Below are 22414 nucleotides of genomic sequence, written 5' to 3' on the forward strand. Positions count from 1 at the left end.
CGATGCGCTTGCTTCTCGTGGAAGACCACGTGCCCCTGGCCGACGAATTGATGGCCGGTCTGAACCGCCAGGGGTATGCCGTGGACTGGCTGGCCGACGGCCGCGATGCGGTGTACCAGGGCAGCAGCGAGCCTTATGACCTGATCATCCTCGACCTTGGCCTGCCTGGTTTGCCCGGGCTTGAGGTGCTGGCGCAATGGCGCGCCGGTGGTCTGTCGACACCCGTGCTGATCCTGACCGCGCGCGGTTCCTGGTCCGAACGCATCGAAGGCCTCAAGGCCGGCGCCGACGATTACCTGACCAAACCCTTTCACCCCGAAGAGCTGCATTTGCGCGTCCAGGCGCTGTTGCGCCGCTCCCACGGCCAGGCCAACCAGCCGACGCTCAAGGCGGCGGGCCTGCATCTGGATGAAGGCCGCCAATGTGTGACGCGGGACGGTGCCGACATCTTGCTCACCGCTGCGGAATTTCGCCTGCTGCGCTATTTCATGCTGCACCCCGAACAGATCCTGTCCAAGAGCCACCTGGCAGAGCACCTCTACGACGGTGAAACAGAGCGTGATTCCAACGTGCTGGAGGTCCACGTCAATCATCTGCGACGCAAGCTGGGCCGCAGCGTGATCGAAACCCGTCGCGGCCAGGGTTACCTGTTCGGCGGGCAAGCCAAGTGAGGTCGATCCAGCGCCGCTTGAGCCTGGGCCTGATCAGCGTGATGGTGATTGTCGGCCTGGTATTGGCGCAGACCAGCCTGTGGCTGTTCGAAATGGGCTTGCAGCGCTACCTTGAGGCGGGCCTGCGCAACGACAGCGAGAACCTGCTGGTGGCACTGGTACGTGGGCCCCAGGGTTTGCAACTGGAGGAGCGGCACCTGGCGCCGGCCTATCAGCGGCCGTTCTCCGGGCACTACTTCCGCATCGACTTCGCCGACAAACATTGGCGCTCGCGATCCCTGTGGGACCAGGAGTTTCCCCAACTCACTGAATCGGGGCTGCACAGCAACCTGCAACTGGGGCCCGAGGGCCAGCAGTTGCTGGTGTTGCGTTCTGACTATCGGCGGCTGGGGCAGTCGATTTCCATCAGCGTGGCGCAGGACTACACCCCGGTGCGCGACAGTTTCCTGCGCATGCAACAGGTCGGCCTCGGGCTGGGACTGGCGGGGCTGCTGCTGATTCTGGTGCTGCAACGGGTCACCGTACGTCGAGCATTGCGTCCCCTGGAAAAGGCCCGCGAGCAGATCGCCCAGTTGCAACAGGGGCAGCGCTCGCAGCTGGACGATCAGGTCCCGGTAGAGCTGGAGCCGTTGGTGGCGCAGATCAACCATCTGCTGGCGCACACCGAGGACAGCCTCAAGCGCTCGCGCAATGCCCTGGGCAATCTTGGTCACTCCTTGAAAACCCCGCTGGCGGTGTTGGTGAGCCTGGCCTCGAGTGAAAAACTCGATGACCACCCCGAATTGCGCAGGATCTTCAAGGAGCAGCTGGAGCAGGTCCGGCAAAGGCTCAATCGAGAGCTCAATCGCGCAAGGTTGTCCGGCGATGCGCTGCCGGGCGCCTTGTTCGATTGCGCTGGCGAGTTACCGGGGTTGCTGGCGACGCTGAACATGATCCACGGTGAACATTTGCACCTGAGCTACCGCGCGCCCCAGGGGCTGCAACTGCCCTGGGATCGTGAAGACCTGCTGGAACTGCTCGGCAACCTGCTGGACAACGCCTGCAAATGGGCGGATGCCGAGGTGCGCTTGAGCGTGGTGGAGACGACGGCAGGGTTTGAGTTGGATGTGGAGGATGACGGGCCGGGAATACCCGAGGATCAACGGACCCAGGTCTTCAGCCGCGGCACCCGTTTGGATGAGCAAACCGATGGGCACGGCCTGGGGCTGGGGATCGTGCGCGATATCGTCGACACGTGGGGCGGGGTGTTGCGCCTGGAAGAGAGTGAGTGGGGCGGGTTGCGGGTGGTGATTGAACTGCCCAGGCGCTGAGACCTGAAACTGCCCCAAAGTCCCTGCGGGAGCCAGCCTGCTCGCCATAGCGGTGTGTCAGTCGACATCTAGTTGCCTGACACTCTGCTATCGCGAGCAGGCTCGCTCCCACATTGGCTCTTGCACATTGGCTCACCCGTGCGCTGTGGAGTGGCTCACACGCGAAACTGATCCATCAGGCTCTGCTGCTGATTCGCCAGGCTGTTGAGTGACTGGCTGACCCGCGCCGACTCATTCGCCTGCCCCGACAGCGACTCCGTGACGTCGCGAATCGTCGCCACGTTGTTGTTGATCTCTTCAGCCACGGCGCTCTGTTCTTCCGCCGCACTGGCGATCTGCAGGTTCATGTCGCTGATCACCGTCACCGCTTCGCCGATCTGGCGCAGGGCGGTCACGGCCTGGCCAACCTGCTCGACGCTGCCCTGGGCCTGGCGATGGCTGTTGCTCATCGAGCCCACCACCTCCTGTGTACCGCTTTGCAGCTGCTCGATCACCAGGCGGGTTTCCTCGACCGACTCCTGGGTACGTCGCGCCAGGTTGCGCACCTCATCGGCCACTACGGCAAAGCCGCGACCGGCTTCACCCGCGCGAGCGGCTTCGATGGCGGCGTTCAAGGCCAGCAGGTTGGTTTGTTCGGCGATGGCGCGAATCACTTCCAGCACCGAGCCGATTTTCTCGCTGTTGGCTGCCAGGCCTTCGACCTGCACCATCGCCGCACTCATGTCGGCGGCAAGGTTGTCGATGCTGGTGGTGGTCTGGTCGATCACGGTCAGGCCACGGCGAGTCGCATGGTCCGCGTCGCGGGCGGCCTGGGCGGCTTGCGCTGCACTGCGGGCGACGTCCTGGGCGGTGGCGCTCATTTCGTGGGACGCGGTGGCAACCTGGTCCACCTGGCGATACTGCTGCTCCATGCCGGCGCTGGTCTGAGTGGCGATCGCGGAGGATTGGTCAGCCGTGCTGCGCGCATCCTGCACCGAGCGTTTCACTTCGGCGATGATTGGCTGCAGCTTGTCCAGGAAGCGGTTGAACCAGCCGGCCAACTGGCCCAGTTCGTCCTGCTTGTCGTAGGCCAGTCGGCGGGTCAGGTCGCCTTCGCCGCTGGCGATGTCTTCGAGCATGCGCGCCACCCCGAGGATCGGTTTGGTCACACTGCGGGCCATCAGCCACACCAGCAGCAGGCCGATCAACGCGGCCAGCACGCCCAGGCCCAGTTCAACCAGGGTGCCAGTGGTGTTGCTCTCATCGAGTTGTCGTTCCAGGGCTTCGGCAGGACCGACCAGGACTTTTTCCGGCACTTGCAGCAGCACGCCCCAGGATTTGCCACCGGGGATCGGCTCGAAGGGTGCGAGCACCTTGAGCTGTTGGTCGCTGTGCAGGCTGGCTGTCTTGTCGCTGGTCGCCAGCAAACGAATCAGCTCGGCGCCGCTGCTCTTGTCGACACTGTCCAGGCGCTGGCTGAGTTTGCTCGAGTCCGGGCTGTAGCCGGCCAGCAGGCCGACCGGGCTGATGATGCTGACGTGGGTCTGGCCGTCGTAGAGCTTCTTGCTCGCCGCCTGGCTGATCGATTGCAGGCTGTTGAGGTTGATGTCCACCGACAGCGAAGCGATGACCTTGCCGTTGACCATCAGCGGAAAGACGATGCTGGTCATCAACACGTCCTGGCCGTCGATCTTGTAGAAGTACGGCTCGATGACGCACGGCTTGAGCGAGGTGCGCGGGCAGGTGAACCAGGCGTTGGCCGGTTCGCCGCTGGGGCCGGCATTGGTGTCGGCCATGTCGCTTTCCGGCAACGCCATGGACGTTACCTGGCCCGGAGTGGGCTGCGACCAGTACAGGGCGAAGCGGCCCTTGTCGTTGCTGCCCAGCTCGGCCTGGCCGGCGAACAGTTCGTCTTTGCCGTCCAGGGCATTGACTTCGAACACCAGTGACAGGCCGAGCAGTTCCGGGTTGGCCTGCAGTGCCGACTTGACCTGGCGGGTCAGGTCTTCGCGCAGGTCGAAGGCGTCGAGGAAGCGCTTTTCCGCCTGGTCGCGCAGGAACAGCACCTGGCGCGAGAAGCCATGGCCGTATTGGTAGGCGTCCATGAACTGCTGGCGAATGACCAGCGCCTGGTTTTCACCCTGGGATTGAATACGTGCCTGGGCGGCTTCATTGAGCATCTCCGTGCTCGAGGCCTTCACCAAGGCGGAACTGTGCTCCATGCGATACAGCGAAAGACCCACCAGCAGGGTCACGATACCCGCCAGGCAAAGCCCGGCCAGCAGGGTGATTTTCCATTGAATGGAAAGTTGTCTGAGCGACATGGAGACGTCCTTATTCGATAAATATCTGCGGCTTGGTACTGTAGCGGCCGTTACTCGGGATTCTTGATGGTGTTTACCGAATATCGAATTTCACCCGGTAGGAGCTGCCGAAGGCTGCGATCTTTTGATTTTCAATGTTCTTGATGACGCCAGAAGCTCAAAAGATCGCAGCCTGCGGCAGCTCGTACGGGATCGTGTTGGCTTTGACAAGCTGGCAGTGCTGCGGCACAGTGCGCGCCCTCTAATAAAACCCATTCTAAAATCCGCTGGCGGCTCTTCGCAGACTGCCGGCTGAGCTCATTCTGCTTGCCTTGAGGTAACGATGATTAATGCAGTAATTGCTGCGGTCGGCGTCATGCTGATACTCAGCCTGTCCCGCGTACACGTAGTGATCGCGCTGATCGTGGGCGCGCTGGTCGGTGGCCTGACCGGCGGCCTGGGCATCGACGCCACGCTTAAAGCGTTCAACAGCGGCCTTGGGGGCGGGGCTACCGTTGCGCTGTCCTATGCCTTGCTGGGGGCGTTCGCGGTGGCGATTGCCAAGTCGGGGATGGCCCATGCCCTGGCAGACAAGGCGCTGGCCATGGTTGATCGCCAGCACGCCAGCAGTGGCGGCCGGGTCAAATGGTTGCTGATCGGCCTGCTGGGGGTCGTGGCCATCGCCTCGCAAAACATCTTGCCGATACATATCGCCTTTATTCCGTTGCTGGTGCCGCCGCTTTTGTACGTGCTGACCAAGTTGCAACTGGATCGACGGTTGATCGCCTGCGTCATGACCTTCGGGCTGATCACGCCGTACATGTTCCTGCCGGTGGGCTTTGGCAACATCTTCCTCAACGAGATCCTGCTGGCCAACGTCGCCCGCAGCGGCGTTGATATCAGCGGCATCAATGTCACCCACGCGATGGGTATCCCGGCGCTGGGCATGGTGTTTGGCCTGGCGATTGCGTTTTTCAGCTACCGCAAGAAGCGCGTCTACGACCTGGGCAAGATCGAGCAGGTCGAGCAGGTGGCGGTGCAATACAACCCGCTGAGCCTGATGGTCGCGGGCCTGGCGATCATCGCCGCGTTCGTGATCCAGCTGCTGCTCGACTCGATGATCATTGGCGCCCTGGCAGGGTTTCTGATTTTCTCGGTGTCGGGAATTGTGAAGTGGCGTGATACCGACGATCTGTTCACCGAAGGCATGAAGATGATGGCGATGATCGGCTTCATCATGATCGCCGCCTCGGGGTTTGGCGAAGTGATCAAGGCCACTGGCGATGTGCAGTCGCTGGTCGTAACCGCCGCTTCCTGGATCGGTCACAGCAAGGCCATTGGTGCCTTGTTGATGTTACTGGTGGGGTTGCTGGTGACCATGGGCATCGGGTCGTCGTTCTCGACGGTGCCGATCCTGGCGGTGATTTTCGTGCCACTGTGCGTGCAGCTGGGCTTCAGCCCGCTGGCGATCGTGTGCATCGTCGGCACTGCAGGTGCACTCGGGGATGCGGGCTCCCCAGCCTCCGATTCGACCCTCGGCCCGACCTCCGGCTTGAACGTCGATGGCCAGCATCACCATATCTGGGACACTGTGGTGCCGACTTTCCTGCACTACAACCTGCCGCTGCTGGCCTTCGGCTGGGTGGCGGCGATGGTGTTGTGATCCCCACGCCTCACTGATCTCCCCTGTGGGAGTGAGCCTGCTCGCGATGACGGCCTGACTTTCCATTGATGTTGGCTGACACTCCGCTATCGCGAGCAGGCTCACGCCTACAGTGGGTGATATTCAACTTTTGCTCCGGCGTGCCGTTAAAGCTTCCAGGCACGCCAATAAATCAAAAGAGTGAATGTCATGCGCATGAGCCTCAAGGCTAAAGTCCTGTCCCTCGCCGTCCTCCCGGTGCTGCTCTTTGCGCTGGTCATCAGTCTGACCACGCTGTTTATCCTGCAGCAACAGGCGCGCAACGAAGTGGAGGAAACCCGGCAACGCCTGCTCTCTGACGCCAAGGCCACCTTGCAAAGCTACGTGGCCGTGGCCGTGTCCACGATCAAACCTCTCTACGAAGCCGCCGCCCCCGGCGACGATGGCGCGCGGGCCCAGGCGATCAAATTGCTGTCGAGCATCAGCTATGGCAAGGACGGCTATTTCTTCGGCTATGACTCCAACACCGTGCGCCTGTTCAAGGCCAACAGCCCGGAAGGCGTCGGCCAGAGCTTCAAGGACAACCGCGACCCGAACGGCGTGTACGTCAACCGCGACCTGGTGAAAGTCGCGAAGGACGGCACCCATTACCTGCAATACAGTTCACCGTTGCCGGGCAACACCCAGGTGCTGGTGCCCAAGCTTGGTTACACCGAGTACCTGGCCAAATGGGACATGGCGGTGGGTACGTCGGTGAATCTCGACGGCATTGAGGCGCAGGTGGCGCTGGTCGAGGCCAAGGTACAGGCGCGCATGGAAGGGGTGGTGTGGAGCATTGTCGGCATCGCTGCCGTGGTCTTGCTGGTGATCGCCGCTGCTGGCGTGTTGCTGTCCAACACGATCTTGCGTCCACTGCACCTGATGAAGGCCAACCTCGATGACATCGCGGCAGGCGAGGGTGACCTGACTCGCCGCCTGACCATTACCAGCCAGGATGAACTTGGCGAACTGGCGGGCTCGTTCAATCGTTTTGTCGACAAGATCCATGGGCTGGTGCGCCAGATCACTGAAATGACTTCGCAGCTGACCGGCCTGGTGACTCAGGTATCCGCTCAGGCCCAGCGTTCGGACCAGGCGATGGAGCGCCAGCGTCACGAGACCGATCAGGTGGCCACGGCTATCAATGAAATGTCGGCGGCGGCCCAGGAAGTTGCCAAAAGCGCGCAGAACGCTGCGGTAGCGGCTCAGCAGACGGATGAAGAGGGCCAGGCGGCCAAGCGGGTAGTGGCTGGCAGCATCGTGAAGATTCATGCACTGGTGGACGACATTCGCAGCAGCGGCGTGTCGCTGGACAGTTTGCAGCAGGACGTGTCGTCGATTGTCAGCGTGCTCGGGGTGATTCGCTCGATTGCTGACCAGACCAACCTGCTGGCCCTCAATGCCGCGATCGAAGCGGCTCGCGCCGGCGAGGCGGGCCGCGGCTTTGCTGTGGTGGCGGACGAAGTGCGGGCGCTGGCCAGTCGCACGCAAATCAGCACCCAGGAAATCCAGGGCATGATCGACCGTTTGCAGGCGGGCACGCAGTCAGCGGTTGAGGCGATGCGTCGCTCCAGTGAGGCCGGCGACGGCACCAGCGCCCAGGCCAACGAGGCGGGCGCTTCGCTGGATGCGATGGCGCAGTTGATTGGCACGATCAACTCGATGAACGCGCAGATCGCCAGCGCCGCCGAAGAGCAGACGGCCGTGGCCGAAGAGATCAACCGCAGCGTGCATCAGATTGCGGCAGCCGTGGACAGCGTCGCTGACGAAACCCAGCTCGGCGCACAAACCACCCGTAGCCTCGCAGACCTGGGGCAACGGTTGGGCGGACTGGTTGGGCAGTTCCGTATCTGACGCCTGACGTTTTTGGTGGCCTTTACACGTCTGTGGCAATTGAGCTCCTGTGGCGAGGGGGGCAGCTTGCCTGCTCCAGGATGGTGCCATAGCGCACTGCCTGCCTCGCCAGCTACGGTCGGTCCCAGTACGGCACCGCCCCGAAGCATTCGACAAAAAAATCGATCACCGTCCTGACCTTTACCGACAACCGTCGGCTACCGGGCCACAGGACGGCGATCTGCTGCGGTTCCAGGCTATTGGATACCTGATACTCCTCCAGCACGGGCACCAGCGTGCCGTTACGCACCGCTTCGCCAATCAGCCATGACGGAAACATCACCAGCCCCAGGCCCTGTTCCGCCGCTTGAGTGAGAGTGTCGGCATGGTTGCCGGTGATTGGCCCCTTCACCGAGTAAGCCACCCAGTCCTGCTGATCTTTGCGGAAGAACCAGCGCTGCTGACCGGCCACGCCTTTGTAGGCCAGACACTGATGGGCGACGAGCTCGTCGGGACGCCTCGGGGTGCCGCGACGCTTAAGATACGCCGGGCTGGCCGCCACCTGGAAACGATGGGGCGCCAGAATTCGCGCCTGCATGCTCGAGTCGTGCAGGGGGCCGATGCGGAACAGCAGGTCGGCACCTTCCTGCAGCGGATCGACGTAGCTGTCGGTCTGCTGGATATCCAGTTGCAGCTTCGGGTAGCGCTCGCACAACTGGCCAAGCCAGGGCGTCAGGTGCCGTTGCCCGAAGACCACCGGGGCGTTTATCCGAACCAGTCCACTCGGCTCGCTTCGCTGCTCCTGCAGCGCCTGTTCGGCTTCCTCGAGCTGCACCAGCACCAACCGCGCATGGTGCCCCAGCATGCGCCCGGCCTCGGTAGGGGTGACGGCGCGCGTGTGGCGGTACAGCAGTTGTTGGCTCAGGGCCTGTTCCATCAGCTGGATCTGCCGCGAAATGGAGGAGGGTGCCAGGCCTTCGCGACGGGCGACTTCAGAGAAACTGCCATGGTCCAGCACCGCGACAAACAGCCTGAGCGCCTTGAATCCAAATTCGTTTAGACCCTGCATGATCAATCCTGCTGTGCGTAATGCGCAAAAGTGTTGTCTGGATGCTCCCATTTATCGCAAAGGGAAGCCAGCCGATAATGCACGCCTCCTTCGCCCATGGGGCGCAAGTCTGCCCGCGAAATCATCGCTCACCCGCTTGTTGCCGACCCGAGCAGCGTTTTCGCGAGCAGGCTCGCGCCGACATGGGTTTGTGTTAACTGACCACAGGTTATCTTTATGCAATCTTCAATCGAACAGGTCGCTGCGACGCCTGCCACCAAACCGGGGCTACGGCTGCTGCTGTTGCCGCTGGTGATCCTGGCCGGCATGGGGCTTTCCGTGGAGGCCGGGTTGCTGGGGCCGCTTGGGGTTCAGGTCGGGCATCTGTGGGCGACCTTGAGCATCTTTGGCGTTGGCTCGGCCATCTTGTTTCTGCTGCTGTTGATGAGCGGCCCGCAACAGGGGCCGGCGTTGAACACCTTGCCGCGCTGGCAACTGATCGGCGGTTTCCTGGGCCCCGTGTACGTGATCGTATTGACGCTGGCCACGCCGCATATCGGCATCGCCATGACGATGATCGCGATTCTTTCAGGGCAGGTCGGTAAAAGCGTGCTGATCGACCATTTCGGCTGGTTCGGCGCAACGCGCAAAAAGGTCAACGGTGAACGCTGGCTGGCGTTGGTGTTGATTGTTGCCGCACTTGTTCTGATTGCCAGGGGTTGATGATGAGTCTGTTTATTTTGTTGGCGGTGGTCGTAGCGGCCGGTGCGGTGTTGAGTGTGCAGGCGGCGATCAATGGACGCCTGGGTGAAACGGTGGGCGTGTTGCGCAGCAGTCTGTTGACCTTCGTGGTCGGCGCTGTGGTCACCGGCCTGCTGATCCTGTTCTTCGAACCGGCCCATGCGGTGAGTCTGCTCGACGTGCCGAAATGGCAGCTCAGCGGCGCCCTCTTCGGCGTGGTCTACATGATGGTGATGGTCGGCGCAGTGCCACGGGTAGGGGCGGCTGTCGCCACTGTGGCGGTTATCGTCGGGCAGTTGGGCATGGGCATGCTGATCGACAATTTCGGCTGGCTGGGCAACCCGGCAATCGAGTTGTCGGGCAGCCGGATCCTGGCGATGGTGTGCCTGGCGCTGGCGCTGGTGTTCATGTATCGCAGTAATACGCGGCAGGCGTAACGTCGATGGTTGATGGTCCTACACTGTAATCACGGGTGGGCATCCGCTGCATCCGGACGACCATAACGATGGAGTCAAGACCATGACCGTAACCAGGACCGATACCTGCGACTGCCCCAAATGCAAGTGCGAGCTGGGTGAGCACCCGATCGCTCGACACGGCAAGCATTACTGCTGCGAAGCGTGCGCCAAGCACCACGAGCATGGCGAAGAGTGTTCATCCAAAGGCTGCAAGTGCGCGCACAGTTAACCGGTCACCCAATAACCGGTCACTCAAACAAAGTGGAGCCTTTTCAGGCTCCACTGTTGTTTTGGGCAAACCATGCTTCGCGGGTCAGCCAGCCGGCCGCCAGGTCACGTTCTCGACGCCGAATTTCTCGGCCATCGGTTTGCTGGTCTTCTGCACCTTCTCCCGGCCAAAGCGCGGGATCCGACCCACACCGGCGTCACAGCTTGCCCAATGCCAAGCCTCTGCGTTGTCCATCTTGTCCAGACGGATAATGAAAGACTTGGGGGCGCCATGAAGGGTGTACTCAATGACGAATAATTTTGCGTTGTTCATAAAGCCCGTGATTCTCCCTGTGGTATTAGAAGGATCATGGGCGGGCCGGAAAATTCAGTCGGATTGTCAGACGGCAGCGAGTTGGGATGGGCTCCCAACCTGAAACTCACTATAGCTGAGGGAACCTGCACGGTGGTTTTTTGGCCTGAAGGCCCAAAGATCACAGGCCGGCTCTGATCGTCCAGGTGATTGCTGTACGATTGTCGACCTGACTTCACAAGGTGCCCCCCATGAGCGAGCCGATTCGTCTGACCCAATACAGCCACGGCGCAGGATGCGGCTGCAAGATTTCCCCCCAGGTGCTGGAAGTGATCCTGGCAGGCAGCGGGGCGCAGAACCTGGACCCGAATCTGTGGGTCGGCAATGCCTCGCGTGATGATGCGGCGGTCTATGCCATCGACGAAGAACGTGGGGTGGTCTCGACCACCGACTTCTTCATGCCGATCGTCGATGACCCGTTCGACTTCGGTCGCATCGCCGCCACCAACGCCATCAGCGACATCTACGCCATGGGCGGCAATCCGCTGATGGCAATCGCCATTCTCGGCTGGCCGGTCAACGTGCTGGCCCCGGAAATCGCCCGGGAGGTGATTCGTGGCGGTCGCTCGATCTGTGATGAAGCAGGCATTCCCTTGGCCGGCGGGCACTCCATCGACGCGCCCGAGCCGATTTTCGGCCTGGCCGTGACCGGGCTGGTGGAAAAACGCCACATGAAACGCAACGACACCGCGACCGCCGGATGCCTGTTGTACCTCACCAAACCCCTGGGGATCGGCATCCTCACCACCGCCGAGAAAAAGGGCAAGTTGCGCCATGCCGATATCGGCCTGGCCCGTGACTGGATGTGCACCCTGAACAAGCCTGGCAGCCGTTTCGGCAAGCTTGAGGGCGTGACCGCGATGACCGACGTCACCGGGTTCGGCCTGCTCGGGCACCTGGTGGAAATGGCCGACGGCAGCCACCTGACCGCGCGTATCGAGTACGACCGCGTGCCGCGCCTGGCCGGGGTCGAGTACTACCTCGAACAAGGTTGCGTACCCGGCGGCACCCTGCGCAATTTCGACAGCTATGCCAGCAAACTGGGACGTCTGCAGGAACTGCACAAGCGTGTGCTGTGCGACCCGCAAACCAGCGGCGGCCTGCTGATAGCGGTCACTCCGGCAGGCAACCCGCAGTTTCTGAGCGTGGCCGCCGAACTGGGACTGACCCTTGAGCCCATCGGTGAGCTGGTTGAGCGACAGACCCACGCGGTCGAGGTGTTCTGATGCCAATCGACTGCACCGACTACCGCGCCATTTTCCTCAACGACCGACCCATGCTCGATGCTCGTGCACCGGTGGAATTCGCCAAGGGCTCGTTTCCCGGCGTGGTCAACCTGCCGCTGATGAATGACCACGAGCGCCAGCGCATCGGCACCTGCTACAAGCAGCACGGGCAGGAGGCAGCGATCACCCTCGGGCACCAACTGGTGTCCGGTGCGATCAAGGCCGAACGTATCCAGGCCTGGGCCGATTTTGCCCAGGCCCATCCTGAAGGTTATCTGTACTGTTTTCGCGGTGGCTTGCGCTCGCAGCTTGTGCAGCAGTGGCTCAAGGACGAGGCGGGCATCGAGTACCCACGAGTCGGTGGCGGCTACAAGGCCATGCGCTCGTTCCTGCTGGACACGGTCGACCAGGCAGTGACGCAGTGTGATTTCGTGTTGCTGGGCGGCATGACCGGTACCGGCAAGACCGAGGTGCTCACGCAGTTGAGCAACGGTCTGGACCTGGAAGGCCATGCCAATCACCGCGGCTCCAGTTTCGGCAAACGCGCCACTGACCAGCCCTCCAACATCGATTTTGAAAACCGCCTGGCCGTGGACATCTTGAAAAAACGTGCGGTTGGCATCGAGCGCTTCGTATTGGAAGACGAGAGCCGCACGGTCGGCAGCTGCGCCTTGCCGCTGCCGTTGTTCCAGGGCATGCAGCAGTATCCGATGGTCTGGCTGGAAGACAGCCTGCAAGGGCGGGTCGAGCGGATCCTGCGCGATTACGTGGTAGACCTGTGCGCGGAATTCATCACTGTGCATGGCGAAGTCGGGTTTGCGCTGTTCTCCGAGCGGTTGCTGGAAAGCCTCAATAATGTGCAAAAACGCCTGGGTGGCGAACGGCACCGGCGCATGCTGCTGTTGATGGAGGATGCGTTGGCGGAACAGGCACGCAGCGGCTCGGTGGACCTGCACCGGGCCTGGATCGAGGGCTTGTTGAGCGAGTATTACGACCCGATGTATGCGTTTCAGCGCGAGAAAAAGGGCGCGCGAATCGAGTTTGCCGGGGAGCGGGATGCGGTGCTCGAGTATCTGCTGGAGCGTGCTGTTCAGCGGGGGTGATGTTGCCCGCGATGGCGCCCTCACGGGCGCCACAAAATCTACAGCAAAGCAGCCCCAATCAACCCGCTAACCACACCAATCCCCATGGTCATCAGCGCCACACTCACCAGCACCCTCGCATCGAAATCCTTGCGCAGCATCAGCAGCGACGGCAGGCTGATGCTCGGCAGGGTCATCAGCAGCGCAACGGCGGGGGCGGTGCCCATGCCGAGGGTCATCATGGTTTGCACGATGGGGATTTCCGCTGCCGTTGGAATCACGAACAAAGTGCCGATGATCGCCAACGGCACCAGCCACATCATGCTGTTGGCCGTGGCCCCATCGATGTGCGGAAACACCCAGACCCGCACTGCGCCGAGCACCAGCACTGCCAGGATGTAAATCGGGATAGTGCTCCAGAACAGTTGCCAGAGCGTGCGGCCCCAGCGCACCAGGAACGGTTGCACATCCACCGTGCTCGCTTCACTCACTGCTTCCACAGCCGCTTCAGGCAGCACCTGAGGGCCGGACATGCGCTGCGCCACCCAGGACACGCCAAACACCAGCACGATACCCGCCACCAGGCGCAGCGCCGTAAAGCCCCAGCCCAGCACGAAGCCCATGAACACCAGCGTGGCCGGGTTGAGCACCGGATTGCCGATCCAGAACGCCAGCGCGGCGCCGACTGACACATTGGAGCGACGCATGCTGGCCGCTACCGGTGCCGCGCAGCATGAACACATCATGCCCGGCAGGGCGAACAGGCCGCCGCGCAAGGTCGAGGCAAAACCGGCGCGGCCGAACAGGCGAAGCAGCCAGTCGCGGGGGATCAACACCTGCAGCAACGAGCCGAGAATCACTGCCAGCACTGCAGCTTTCCAGATCGCCAGGAAATACACCTTGGCATAGGTCAGTGCAGCGGCCAGGGGAGCGGTCTGGGCGTCGTTGAGGATGGAGGCGCCGATGCTGTGGTTGTCAGCGGCGAGGAAAGCCTTGGCGTAGTAGGGCGACCATTTGACGTAATACAGGCCAATACAGGCGACCAGGACAAAAAGCGCAGGTTTCCACCAGAACGACCAGCCCCTGGAGGGGGCAACTGTGGATGAGAGTGACATGGGGAGGTTCCGGGGCAAGAAGGAAAGGGTTCATGATAGCCCAGCTCCTCCTCCCGGCGCAGGCACTTACGTTGGGCAGGTCTCGCGACCGTTATCCAGGCCTTGCTTGTAGGTGTGGCTTTCCAGGCTGGCCTTGCCGTTGTGCCAGGTCAGGGTCAGCACATACAACGAGTCGTAATCGCTCGATTCCCAGTCTTCGGTAATCTTCTGCTTCTTGCCCAGGGCGTCGCCCGCCACCTTGTTGATCAGCTCAGGCAGGTAGCCATGGGACCAGGCGGTGTAGATGACCGAGTTGTGGTACTTGTCATGGAGCAGTTCGTCGGCCAGGTCGCTGGTATCGTTGGCCGAGAAGTTGATGTTCACCGGCAGGCCGAGCTTGATCGCACTCGGGCTGATGGTCATCAGGGGACGGATGTAGCTGTAGGAGTTATCCAGCTCGCCTTCCTCGACATTGCGGGTCGGGTTGGCCGCAAACACGTAGTCGGCCTTGCCGAATTTTTCCGGGAGCAGGGTCGCCAGGTCAATGGCGCGATTGAGGCCCTGGCAGTTGAGCTGGCCCAGGCCGCCCTCGGGTTTTTCCGCATGGCGCAGGAACACCAGGGTCTGGGTACCGTCAGCGGGCTGGGCGCGGCTTTCACTGGATTCCAGCGACAGGAACACCGCACTGGTGGCGAGCAGTGCCGGCAGAAAAAGATAGGCGCGATGCTTGAAGCGATTGGCAAATTTCAAGAATTTCATCGAATAAGGGGTTCTTCAGCGCATTCGGTTAAGGCTGACAAACCTTTACACCGCGAGCTTCCAGCGTCGGGTGATTTCCATGTCGTTGAGCCGGTCCGTTTCCGAAGGGGCAAGGATCAGAGTGCCTGAAGCCCATTTGGTTCGATCCCGACAGGTGCGCCGCACTCTACCGGGATGCTTTCTCGGATGTAGGAAAAGTTACCGACAGGATGTTACAACTTGTCGTCGCAGCTGCCGGAGGCTGCGATCTTTTGCTCTTGATGTTCAGCAACCTTGAAAAATCAGGATCACGATCAAAAGATCGCAGCCTTCGGCAGCCCCTACGGATTATGATCGGCTTACATCTTCCTTTGGATGCTCCCATGACTGATTTGTCCGCGTTCCCCATCACGCAAAAATGGCCGGCCCAGTACCCTGAATGGATCCAGCTGTATTCCCTGCCGACACCCAATGGGGTCAAGGTCTCGATCATGCTTGAAGAGATCGGACTGCCCTACGAGCCCCATCGCGTCAGCTTCGAAACCAATGACCAACTGTCCCCGGAGTTCATTTCGCTGAGCTCTAACAACAAGATTCCGGCGATCCTCGATCCCCATGGTCCGGCCGATCAACCCTTGGCGCTGTTCGAGTCCGGGGCGATTCTGATCTACCTCGCCGACAAGAGCGGGCAGTTACTGGCCCAGGAATCGGCGGCACGCTACGAGACGATCCAGTGGCTGATGTTCCAGATGGGAGGCATCGGGCCGATGTTCGGCCAGCTTGGCTTCTTCAATAAATTCGCCGGCAAGGACTACGAGGACAAACGCCCACTGGGTCGTTATGTGGACGAAAGCAAGCGCCTGCTCAAGGTGCTCGATACCCGGCTGCAAGGGCGGGACTGGATCATGGGCGATCGCTACACCATTGCCGACATCGCCACGTTCCCCTGGGTGCGCAACCTGATCGGCTTCTATGAAGCGGGCGACCTGGTAGGCATCAACGACTTCAAAAACGTGACGCGGGTGCTTGAGCGCTTCCTGGCGCGGCCGGCAGTCATGCGCGGGCTGGAAATTCCGAAGTAGTCCATTCAACAAGACCAGGGAAAGGCCATGCATTCATTTGATTTCAAGCAGGTAGATGTGTTCAGCCGCAGCCCGCTCAAGGGCAATCCGCTGGCGGTGGTGTTCGCTGCTGATGAACTGAGCGACGAGCGGATGGCGGCGTTTGCCGCCTGGACCAACCTCAGCGAGACCACCTTCATCCTCCAGCCCCGTGACCCGCGGGCCGACTACCGGGTGCGGATCTTCACCACGCTCAAGGAGCTGCCATTCGCCGGTCATCCGACCCTGGGGACTTGTCATGCCTGGCTGGAAGCCGGCGGCGTGCCCATGGCCGAGGAGGTGATTCAGGAGTGCGGAGTCGGGCTTGTGCGCATTCGTCGCCAGGGCGCGGAGCTGGCCTTCCTGGCGCCGCCGCTGATCAGGACCGGGCCGGTGGATGCCGGGATTGTAGAACGGGTGCGTCTGGGATTGGGCCTGGAGCGCGGCGCGATCCTGCGCAGTCAGTGGGTCGATAATGGCGCCGGCTGGCTGGCGGTGATGCTGGCGGATCGCCGGCAGGTGCTGGACCTGCAGCCCGACCATGGGCAAATGCTCGGCCTCGCGGTCGGGGTCGTTGCGCCTTGGCAGCCGGCACGCGATGGCGATGCCGCGCAGTTCGAAGTGCGTGCATTTATCAGCGGCGACGGCATGCCTGAAGACCCGGCCACCGGCAGCCTGAATGCCGGGCTGGCGCAGTGGCTACTCATGGAAGGGCTGGCACCGCCGAGCTATGTGGTCAGCCAGGGTGTGACCATGGGTCGCGCCGGGCGCATCCAGGTCGAGCAAGTGGGCGACGAAATCTGGGTCGGCGGCCCCGTCGTGACCTGCATCAGCGGCACTTTGACGCTCTAGACCGACCGTGCCGTCTGGTGATTATTGCCGGACCGGTAACGCACTCTTGGTCAACAAGCGTTTGTGCGGTACGCCGCACAACGCATAAGCTTTCGCCCCCTACGACTTTTGTCTTGTCCCAGGAACCTCCATGTCCAGTCAGTTCCCCGAAGCACGTCCACGCCGTCTGCGCCGCAATGCGAGCCTGCGCAGCCTGTTCCAGGAAACCGAGTTCAGTCTCGATGACCTGGTGCTGCCGATCTTCGTCGAGGAAGAAATCGACGACTTCGTGCCGATCAAGAGCATGCCGGGCGTGATGCGCATTCCCGAATCGAAACTTGCCGGCGAGATCGAGCGCTACGCCCGTGCCGGCATCCGTTCGGTGATGACGTTCGGCGTGTCCCACCACCTGGACAGCAACGGCAGCGATACCTGGAACGAAAACGGGCTGGTGTCGCGCATGTCGCGCATCGCCAAGGATGCAGTGCCGGACATGATCGTGATGTCCGACACCTGCTTCTGCGAGTACACCGGCCACGGCCACTGCGGGGTCATGCACAACCATGAAGTCGACAACGATCAGACCCTGGTCAACCTCGGCCGGCAGGCCGTTGCCGCAGCCCAGGCCGGTGCCGATGTGATCGCTCCTTCCGCGGCGATGGACGGGCAGGTCCAGGCGATTCGCCGGGCGCTGGATGCCGCCGGTTTCACCCACACGCCGATCATGGCCTATTCGACCAAGTTCGCTTCGGCGCTTTATGGCCCGTTTCGTGAAGCCGGTGGCAGTGCCCTCAAGGGCGATCGCAAGAGCTACCAGATGAACCCGATGAACCGCCGCGAAGCGGTGCGCGAGTCGTTGCTGGACGAGCAGGAAGGCGCGGATGCGCTGATGGTCAAGCCGGCCGGCGCGTACCTGGACATCATCCGCGACATCCGCGAGGCCTCGCGCCTGCCGCTGGCGGCGTACCAGGTCAGCGGCGAATACGCGATGATCAAGTTCGGCGCCCAGGCCGGGGCCATTGACGAAGACCGGGTGGTCCGCGAAAGCCTTGGGGCGATCAAACGCGCCGGTGCCGATCTGATTTTCACTTACTTCGCGATGGACCTGGCGCTGGCCGGGATCTAACCAACAGCAACCTGCCTGTGGCAGCGGCAAGCCCGCTCCCACATGTTTGTTGTGTGGGGTGTCAGGGGTTGGTGAAAAACGTACGAATCGCGTGATCACGGAAATAGCGTTCGATCACCTTCGGATCCGAGCTGTTCTCGGCGATCGCCACATAGGTATCCGGTCGTAACAGGTAGAACCCGTTACGTCCAAGGCCCGCCGCTTCGAACGCAGGCCGCCAGGCAAATACCTGCAACGGCAGGTGATGCTCCAGGCACCAGGCGATCATTTCGTCGCTGGTGTCGCCATACACATGCACCTGCCAGACCGGCTGCTTGAGCGATTCATAATTGTCGCCTTCGCCATCGTGCGCCCAAGGCAGTCGATCCCCGCCATGGACATGCCCGGCTACGCCTGCACTCAATGCCATCGTCCGGTAATTCAGAGTGATCTGCGAAACCGTGCGAAACAGAAATTCGCGGGATGTTTCGAACGCGGCCATTTTCGGAATGAGCAACGGCGCCAGGCGGGTGCGCAGCAGGTCGGCCATGGGGCCTTGGGCGGTGACCAAACTGAATACCCGGTCGGTGGTGGCGACCAGTTTGCGGGCAAAAGCGATGCGTTCCGGTTCATAACTGTCGAGCAACCGCGTTTCGGCACCGCCACTCAACACGGCGGCGAGTTTCCACGCCAGGTTGATGGCGTCACCGATCCCGGTGTTCATGCCCTGGCCGCCGACCGGACTGTGGACGTGGGCGGCGTCCCCCAGCAGAAACGCGCGACCGGTGCGAAAGTGATCCGCCACCCGATGATGCACGCGGTAGGTCGAGAACCAGTTCACCCGCTCGATCTGCACGTTCATGCTCTGGATCGCGTGATTGCTGACATCCTCGAACCGCAGGTTTTCCGACTGTTCGGCGCGCTCATCGCGCACTGTGCCGATCAGACGCGCGCGACCTTGCTCGGCCATGGGAAACACCGCAAGGAAGTCGGCCTCATCCAGGTCCACGTGCAATTCGCCATTGAGGGCCTCGCCGCTGGCATGCACATCGGCCACGTAGAAAATCTGCTGGTAGGTGCCGCCGGGAAAATCGGTATCGAGGGCCTTGCGCACGATCGATCGGGCGCCATCACACCCGGCCAGGTAACACGCCTGGCAAATTTCCTGCTGGCCGTCCGGCAAGCGCAATTGCGCACTGACGCCGTCGCCGGTTTCCTCGAAACTTTCAAGTTCGGTACTGCGTTCAACCTTTATTCCAAAGGCTTCGAGACGGGTGATCAATAGTCGCTCGTGCTGGTCCTGGGGATATATTTCCAGGAAAGAGTAGGGCGTGAGGCCTTCGCCGACGGCCGTCAGGGGCAAGCGCGCGACAGGCCCGCCCTTGACCCAGAAATTCGCCGCGGCAACGCGATGACCGTTCTGCACCACGGCGTCGGCGAGGTCGAGCTGGCGATACAGTTCAAGGGTGCGCGCCTGCACCGCCAACGCCCGGGAGGTCGTGCCGGGCGCCGAGGTCTTGTCGATGATCCGCACCCGAATCCCCAGTTTGCTCAACCACAGCGCCAGTACCAGTCCAGTGGGGCCGGCGCCGACAATCAGCACATCGCTTCGATTCATGGGGCTGGTCTCCTCGCCGTGTTGCTCAAGTATGGTCCAGCTCGAAACCGCGTCCAGACGGCCTGCCCAACGGAAAAAGCCCTCTGGTAAAAGCATGCCTGCTGGGGACGGCGTTCCGATCAAAAGATCGCAGCCTCGTTTCTCTCGACAGCTCCTACCCGGATTGCATGCAGATCCCGCGCAAATCACACCCGGTTTAGGCGGGGGAACAGTTAGCGGCGGCAAGAGTCATAGCCTGCGCCATGCCATTGATCGTATGGTTAACCGTCCCGAAGAATCTGATGGAACACCATGCAAGCCAATCGATTGATCACAAGCGTCACCGCGCTACTGGTACTCGCCGGTTGCGCCACGCAAAGGACACCGGAACCGCCTGCGCGCAAGCCCGCAGAGGTAAAGGCTGAACTGGTGCGCCTGTTGCCGGCAAAAACAGCCGATCGCCAGGGCTGGGCCACGGACATCTATGCCGCATTCGCCGCGCAGGGCATTTATCCGAGCACGCAAAACCTCTGCTCGGTGCTCGCCGTCACCGAGCAGGAGTCGACGTTCCAAGTGGACCCGCCAGTGCCCGGGCTGGGCAAGATCGCCCGTGAAGAGATCGACCGCCGGGCCGCCAAGGTGCATATCCCCCGCCTGCTGGTCAGTGGCGCGCTGCAGGTCAACTCGCCCAACGGCAAGAGCTACAGCACGCGGCTCAATGCCGCACGCAGTGAAAAGGAGCTAAGCGCGATCTTCGATGATTTCATCGGCATGGTGCCAATGGGGCAGACGCTATTCGGCGGATTCAACCCGGTGCATACCGGTGGGCCGATGCAGGTCAGCATCGATTTCGCCGAACAGCATGCGCGACAGTACCCGTATCCGGTCGAGGGCACGATTCGCCGTGAAGTGTTCACTCGTCGCGGCGGCATGTATTTCGGCATCGCCCACCTGCTGGGTTACCCGGTGAGCTACGAACAGCCCCTGTACCGCTTTGCCGATTTCAACGCCGGCTGGTACGCCAGTCGCAATGCAGCCTTTCAGAATGCCGTAAGTCGCGCATCTGGCATCCCGCTGGCGCTGGACGGTGATCTGGTGCGCTACGACGCAATCATGCCGGGCACCACCGAGCTGGCCGTGCGCAGCCTTGGCAAGCAACTGGACATGCGCAATCCGACCATCCGCGCTCAACTGGACAAGGGTAAGAGCCTGGAGTTCGAGGAAACGAAACTGTATCAGCGGGTGTTCGAATTGGCGGAGCAGGCTGAAGGCCGGTCATTGCCCCGGGCGGTATTGCCGGGAATCGTTCTGCAAAGCCCGAAAATTACCCGAAAACTCACCACCGCCTGGTTCGCCAAGCGGGTGGATGAGCGCTATCAGCGTTGCATGGCCCGAGCCCGCTGAGCGGGCCCAGGCCTCAGTGGGAGCGGGCGTTTGTTTGCATCAGACGGCCCAGGGTAAATTCAATCAAATGACCTTCACTGCCCGGCCGATGAACTGAATCGGCCCGGTCGGCTTGCCGATTGGCGAGCCATTGGGGTTCTCCAGGGTCAGCTCGAACAGTTGATCAGGAACCAGTGGCGGCAGTTTATCCAGCGGCACCGACAGGGTTTGCCCCGGTTTGACCAGACCCAGGGATACCGGCCCTTGCCAACCGTCTGCCTTGGTCCAGAATTCCAGCGCCTTGTCGGCTGGAACTTCAACCACCCCCAGCGGAATCAATTGCAGCTCCCTTGGGTTGCTCGCCTGGACGACCCAGCCCGGCGCCTTGTCCTGAGGGCCGACCAACACCACCAGGTAGGTCGGCTTGGCCGTGGTCTGCGTCAACAGCAATGCACCGAGCAGCAGGCTGGCCGCCAGCCCGGCACCGGCCAGCCCGCGCCATAAGGGCAGCAGGTTCCACCAGGAGGGCGCGCGCGCGGCAGGTAACCGGTGCTTGGGCTCCAGGACCTGCACACTGCGCTCAATTCGCGGCCACAATTGGGTAGAAGGAAGCACCGGCTCGACGAGGTCGGTCAAGCCGAGCAGGCGACGTTCCCAGCTGTCGACCGCCGTGCGCAACTCGGCGTCGTCCTCCAGGCGCAGGCGCACCTGAGCTCGCAACTCGCCCGAGAGCGTGCCCAGTACATACTCGCTGGCCAGTTCGTCGCGCTCTTCAGGGGTTTCGTTCAAAGGTCTGCTGATCATCCCATGCACTCCCGCAACGCCGTCAGGCTGCGCTTGATCCAGGCTTTGACCGTGCCCAGCGGGGTGCCGAGCTTGTGTGATATCTCGGCGTGGGAATAACCGTCGACGTACGCATGCACGATGCAAGTGCGCCGTGCCGGTTCCAATTGCTCCAGGCAGTGATGGATGCGTCCGGAATCGGCCTGGTCATCGAAAGCTTCGGTAACGTCCGGCACTTCGGTCTCGTCGTGGCTTTCGCGCCGATGGTCGCGCAGGAAATTCAACGCCAGGTGCCGCGTTACGCTGTACATCCAGCCCCGCGCCGAACCTCGCGCGGGATCGAATCGCGCGGCACCGTTCCAGATTTTCAGAAATGCATCGTGGACAATATCTTCGGCCAGCGCGGTGTCGCGTACCAGGCGCTTGGCCACGCCCAGCAGGCGCGAACTCTCCTGCACGTATAAATCGCGCAAGGCCTGCCGATCGCCTCGCCCGCAGGCGGCCAGATGTGCTTCGTAATCGAATAAGGGTTCGGGCAAGGACACTGTGCTCAGCCATTGTTGGGACCTGGCATGCAATCTAGCAAACAAACATACCCCCTGTAGGCGCAAGGCTTGCCCGCGATGGTTTTCTGTCAGCAAATGTTGTGTCTGCTGACCGAAAGCCATCGAGGGCAAGCCTTGCTGCCACAGCTGCCACAGCTGCCACAGCTGCTACAGCTGCTACAGCTGCTACAGCTGCTACAGCTGCTACAGCTGCTACAGCTGTTCCAGGTAACAGAAATTGCAGGTGTCCCAGATCACAGGTCATGCATGTGTTCCAGAATATTGCAGTATTCCAGGCGTCTATTAGAGATTAGAGATGGGGGCCG

21 protein-coding genes and 1 pseudogene are annotated in these 22414 nt (G+C 61.8%); 13 read left to right on the forward strand and 9 right to left on the reverse strand.

The genetic code is table 11. From position 1 onward, the window contains the following. The first annotated feature begins 2 nt into the window (after positions 1-2). Together IMW75_RS09550 and IMW75_RS09555 are read left to right on the forward strand one after the other, a co-directional pair. A complete protein-coding gene (locus IMW75_RS09550) occupies positions 3-671 on the forward strand; it encodes a response regulator transcription factor (protein WP_045060935.1) in 669 nt (222 codons plus the stop codon). Further along, complete coding sequence (locus tag IMW75_RS09555) at positions 668-1981, forward strand: ATP-binding protein (RefSeq protein WP_205892467.1); 1314 nt, start codon at positions 668-670, stop codon at positions 1979-1981. Before IMW75_RS09550 ends, IMW75_RS09555 begins: the two co-directional genes overlap by 4 nt. A 155-nt stretch (positions 1982-2136) precedes the next feature. On the opposite strand, the gene IMW75_RS27340 is transcribed toward IMW75_RS09555, so the two are convergent. Beyond that, on the reverse strand, positions 2137-2892 hold the full coding sequence (locus IMW75_RS27340; protein WP_412072549.1) for a methyl-accepting chemotaxis protein: 756 nt from the start codon (positions 2890-2892) through the stop codon (positions 2137-2139). A gap of 102 nt (positions 2893-2994) precedes the next feature. Beyond that, a pseudogene (locus IMW75_RS27345) lies at positions 2995-4284 on the reverse strand (methyl-accepting chemotaxis protein); the annotation flags it as partial. Positions 4285-4609: 325 nt separating this feature from the next. Here IMW75_RS27345 and IMW75_RS09565 point away from each other — a divergent pair. Further along, positions 4610-5926 carry a Na+/H+ antiporter family protein gene (locus IMW75_RS09565; RefSeq protein WP_177328578.1) on the forward strand — a complete coding sequence of 439 codons (1317 nt, stop codon included), beginning with the start codon at positions 4610-4612 and terminating at the stop codon, positions 5924-5926. A 189-nt stretch (positions 5927-6115) separates the two neighbouring features. Next, complete coding sequence (locus IMW75_RS09570; RefSeq protein WP_045060939.1) at positions 6116-7798, forward strand: methyl-accepting chemotaxis protein; 1683 nt, start codon at positions 6116-6118, stop codon at positions 7796-7798. Positions 7799-7910: 112 nt separating this feature from the next. Here the strand turns inward: IMW75_RS09570 and IMW75_RS09575 are convergent, their stop codons facing one another. Beyond that, positions 7911-8846, reverse strand: coding sequence for a LysR family transcriptional regulator (locus IMW75_RS09575; protein WP_045060940.1), 936 nt, complete (start codon positions 8844-8846; stop codon positions 7911-7913). A 216-nt stretch (positions 8847-9062) separates the two neighbouring features. On the opposite strand from IMW75_RS09575, the gene IMW75_RS09580 reads away from it, so the two are divergent. The 3 genes from IMW75_RS09580 to IMW75_RS09590 all read left to right on the forward strand — a co-directional run bounded on the left by IMW75_RS09580 (position 9063) and on the right by IMW75_RS09590 (position 10253). After that, positions 9063-9548 carry a DMT family transporter gene (locus IMW75_RS09580; protein WP_045060941.1) on the forward strand — a complete coding sequence of 162 codons (486 nt, stop codon included), beginning with the start codon at positions 9063-9065 and terminating at the stop codon, positions 9546-9548. A 2-nt stretch (positions 9549-9550) separates the two neighbouring features. After that, positions 9551-10003, forward strand: coding sequence for a DMT family transporter (locus IMW75_RS09585; RefSeq protein WP_045060942.1), 453 nt, complete (start codon positions 9551-9553; stop codon positions 10001-10003). An 82-nt stretch (positions 10004-10085) separates the two neighbouring features. Then, positions 10086-10253 (forward strand): metallothionein, encoded by a 168-nt coding sequence (locus IMW75_RS09590; RefSeq protein ID WP_205892468.1) that lies wholly within the window; start codon positions 10086-10088, stop codon positions 10251-10253. A gap of 84 nt (positions 10254-10337) precedes the next feature. Here the strand turns inward: IMW75_RS09590 and IMW75_RS09595 are convergent, their stop codons facing one another. After that, on the reverse strand, positions 10338-10565 hold the full coding sequence (locus tag IMW75_RS09595) for a DUF6555 family protein (RefSeq protein ID WP_045060943.1): 228 nt from the start codon (positions 10563-10565) through the stop codon (positions 10338-10340). A gap of 230 nt (positions 10566-10795) precedes the next feature. Here IMW75_RS09595 and selD point away from each other — a divergent pair, with 230 nt between their 5' ends. Both selD and mnmH read left to right on the forward strand, forming a co-directional pair. Next, positions 10796-11830 carry a selenide, water dikinase SelD gene (selD, locus tag IMW75_RS09600; RefSeq protein ID WP_205892469.1) on the forward strand — a complete coding sequence of 345 codons (1035 nt, stop codon included), beginning with the start codon at positions 10796-10798 and terminating at the stop codon, positions 11828-11830. Then, positions 11830-12933 carry a tRNA 2-selenouridine(34) synthase MnmH gene (gene mnmH, locus IMW75_RS09605; RefSeq protein WP_205892470.1) on the forward strand — a complete coding sequence of 368 codons (1104 nt, stop codon included), beginning with the start codon at positions 11830-11832 and terminating at the stop codon, positions 12931-12933. Before selD ends, mnmH begins: the two co-directional genes overlap by 1 nt. Before the next feature lie 38 nt (positions 12934-12971). Here mnmH and IMW75_RS09610 read toward each other — a convergent pair whose 3' ends face one another. Further along, positions 12972-14027 (reverse strand): permease, encoded by a 1056-nt coding sequence (locus IMW75_RS09610; protein WP_205892471.1) that lies wholly within the window; start codon positions 14025-14027, stop codon positions 12972-12974. Positions 14028-14093: 66 nt separating this feature from the next. Continuing rightward, positions 14094-14765: a hypothetical protein gene (locus tag IMW75_RS09615; protein WP_045060947.1), complete on the reverse strand. Its 672-nt coding sequence runs from the start codon at positions 14763-14765 to the stop codon at positions 14094-14096. Positions 14766-15127: 362 nt separating this feature from the next. Here IMW75_RS09615 and IMW75_RS09620 point away from each other — a divergent pair, with 362 nt between their 5' ends. From IMW75_RS09620 to hemB, 3 genes are all read left to right on the forward strand, one after another. Next, on the forward strand, positions 15128-15826 hold the full coding sequence (locus IMW75_RS09620) for a glutathione binding-like protein (RefSeq protein WP_045060948.1): 699 nt from the start codon (positions 15128-15130) through the stop codon (positions 15824-15826). Between the two features lie 27 nt (positions 15827-15853). Next, positions 15854-16696, forward strand: coding sequence for a PhzF family phenazine biosynthesis protein (locus tag IMW75_RS09625; RefSeq protein WP_045060949.1), 843 nt, complete (start codon positions 15854-15856; stop codon positions 16694-16696). Between the two features lie 130 nt (positions 16697-16826). Continuing rightward, on the forward strand, positions 16827-17801 hold the full coding sequence (gene hemB, locus IMW75_RS09630) for a porphobilinogen synthase (RefSeq protein WP_205892472.1): 975 nt from the start codon (positions 16827-16829) through the stop codon (positions 17799-17801). 61 nt (positions 17802-17862) lie between these two features. Here hemB and IMW75_RS09635 read toward each other — a convergent pair whose 3' ends face one another. Then, positions 17863-19398 carry an FAD-dependent oxidoreductase gene (locus IMW75_RS09635; RefSeq protein WP_205892473.1) on the reverse strand — a complete coding sequence of 512 codons (1536 nt, stop codon included), beginning with the start codon at positions 19396-19398 and terminating at the stop codon, positions 17863-17865. Between the two features lie 291 nt (positions 19399-19689). Here IMW75_RS09635 and IMW75_RS09640 point away from each other — a divergent pair, with 291 nt between their 5' ends. After that, on the forward strand, positions 19690-20781 hold the full coding sequence (locus IMW75_RS09640) for a DUF1615 domain-containing protein (protein WP_045060952.1): 1092 nt from the start codon (positions 19690-19692) through the stop codon (positions 20779-20781). Positions 20782-20844: 63 nt separating this feature from the next. On the opposite strand, the gene IMW75_RS09645 is transcribed toward IMW75_RS09640, so the two are convergent. Together IMW75_RS09645 and IMW75_RS09650 are read right to left on the reverse strand one after the other, a co-directional pair. Beyond that, a complete protein-coding gene (locus IMW75_RS09645; protein WP_045060953.1) occupies positions 20845-21564 on the reverse strand; it encodes an anti-sigma factor in 720 nt (239 codons plus the stop codon). Beyond that, positions 21561-22088 (reverse strand): sigma-70 family RNA polymerase sigma factor, encoded by a 528-nt coding sequence (locus IMW75_RS09650; protein ID WP_045060954.1) that lies wholly within the window; start codon positions 22086-22088, stop codon positions 21561-21563. Before IMW75_RS09650 ends, IMW75_RS09645 begins: the two co-directional genes overlap by 4 nt. Positions 22089-22414 lie beyond the last annotated feature (326 nt).

The sequence above is a fragment of the Pseudomonas gregormendelii genome (assembly GCF_017114825.1).
GTDB lineage: Bacteria > Pseudomonadota > Gammaproteobacteria > Pseudomonadales > Pseudomonadaceae > Aquipseudomonas > Aquipseudomonas gregormendelii.

Bases quoted from the DNA above. Each gene is read 5' to 3' on its own strand.
- IMW75_RS09550 (WP_045060935.1), top strand. From the start codon at position 3: ATGCGCTTGCTTCTCGTGGAAGACCACGTGCCCCTGGCCGACGAATTG.
- IMW75_RS27340 (WP_412072549.1), bottom strand. From the start codon at position 2,892: ATGGAGCAGCAGTATCGCCAGGTGGACCAGGTTGCCACCGCGTCCCAC.
- IMW75_RS09570 (WP_045060939.1), top strand. From the start codon at position 6,116: ATGCGCATGAGCCTCAAGGCTAAAGTCCTGTCCCTCGCCGTCCTCCCG.
- IMW75_RS09575 (WP_045060940.1), bottom strand. From the start codon at position 8,846: ATGCAGGGTCTAAACGAATTTGGATTCAAGGCGCTCAGGCTGTTTGTC.
- IMW75_RS09580 (WP_045060941.1), top strand. From the start codon at position 9,063: ATGCAATCTTCAATCGAACAGGTCGCTGCGACGCCTGCCACCAAACCG.
- IMW75_RS09585 (WP_045060942.1), top strand. From the start codon at position 9,551: ATGAGTCTGTTTATTTTGTTGGCGGTGGTCGTAGCGGCCGGTGCGGTG.
- IMW75_RS09590 (WP_205892468.1), top strand. From the start codon at position 10,086: ATGACCGTAACCAGGACCGATACCTGCGACTGCCCCAAATGCAAGTGC.
- IMW75_RS09595 (WP_045060943.1), bottom strand. From the start codon at position 10,565: ATGAACAACGCAAAATTATTCGTCATTGAGTACACCCTTCATGGCGCC.
- selD (WP_205892469.1), top strand. From the start codon at position 10,796: ATGAGCGAGCCGATTCGTCTGACCCAATACAGCCACGGCGCAGGATGC.
- mnmH (WP_205892470.1), top strand. From the start codon at position 11,830: ATGCCAATCGACTGCACCGACTACCGCGCCATTTTCCTCAACGACCGA.
- IMW75_RS09610 (WP_205892471.1), bottom strand. From the start codon at position 14,027: ATGTCACTCTCATCCACAGTTGCCCCCTCCAGGGGCTGGTCGTTCTGG.
- IMW75_RS09615 (WP_045060947.1), bottom strand. From the start codon at position 14,765: ATGAAATTCTTGAAATTTGCCAATCGCTTCAAGCATCGCGCCTATCTT.
- IMW75_RS09620 (WP_045060948.1), top strand. From the start codon at position 15,128: ATGACTGATTTGTCCGCGTTCCCCATCACGCAAAAATGGCCGGCCCAG.
- IMW75_RS09625 (WP_045060949.1), top strand. From the start codon at position 15,854: ATGCATTCATTTGATTTCAAGCAGGTAGATGTGTTCAGCCGCAGCCCG.
- hemB (WP_205892472.1), top strand. From the start codon at position 16,827: ATGTCCAGTCAGTTCCCCGAAGCACGTCCACGCCGTCTGCGCCGCAAT.
- IMW75_RS09635 (WP_205892473.1), bottom strand. From the start codon at position 19,398: ATGAATCGAAGCGATGTGCTGATTGTCGGCGCCGGCCCCACTGGACTG.
- IMW75_RS09640 (WP_045060952.1), top strand. From the start codon at position 19,690: ATGCAAGCCAATCGATTGATCACAAGCGTCACCGCGCTACTGGTACTC.
- IMW75_RS09645 (WP_045060953.1), bottom strand. From the start codon at position 21,564: ATGATCAGCAGACCTTTGAACGAAACCCCTGAAGAGCGCGACGAACTG.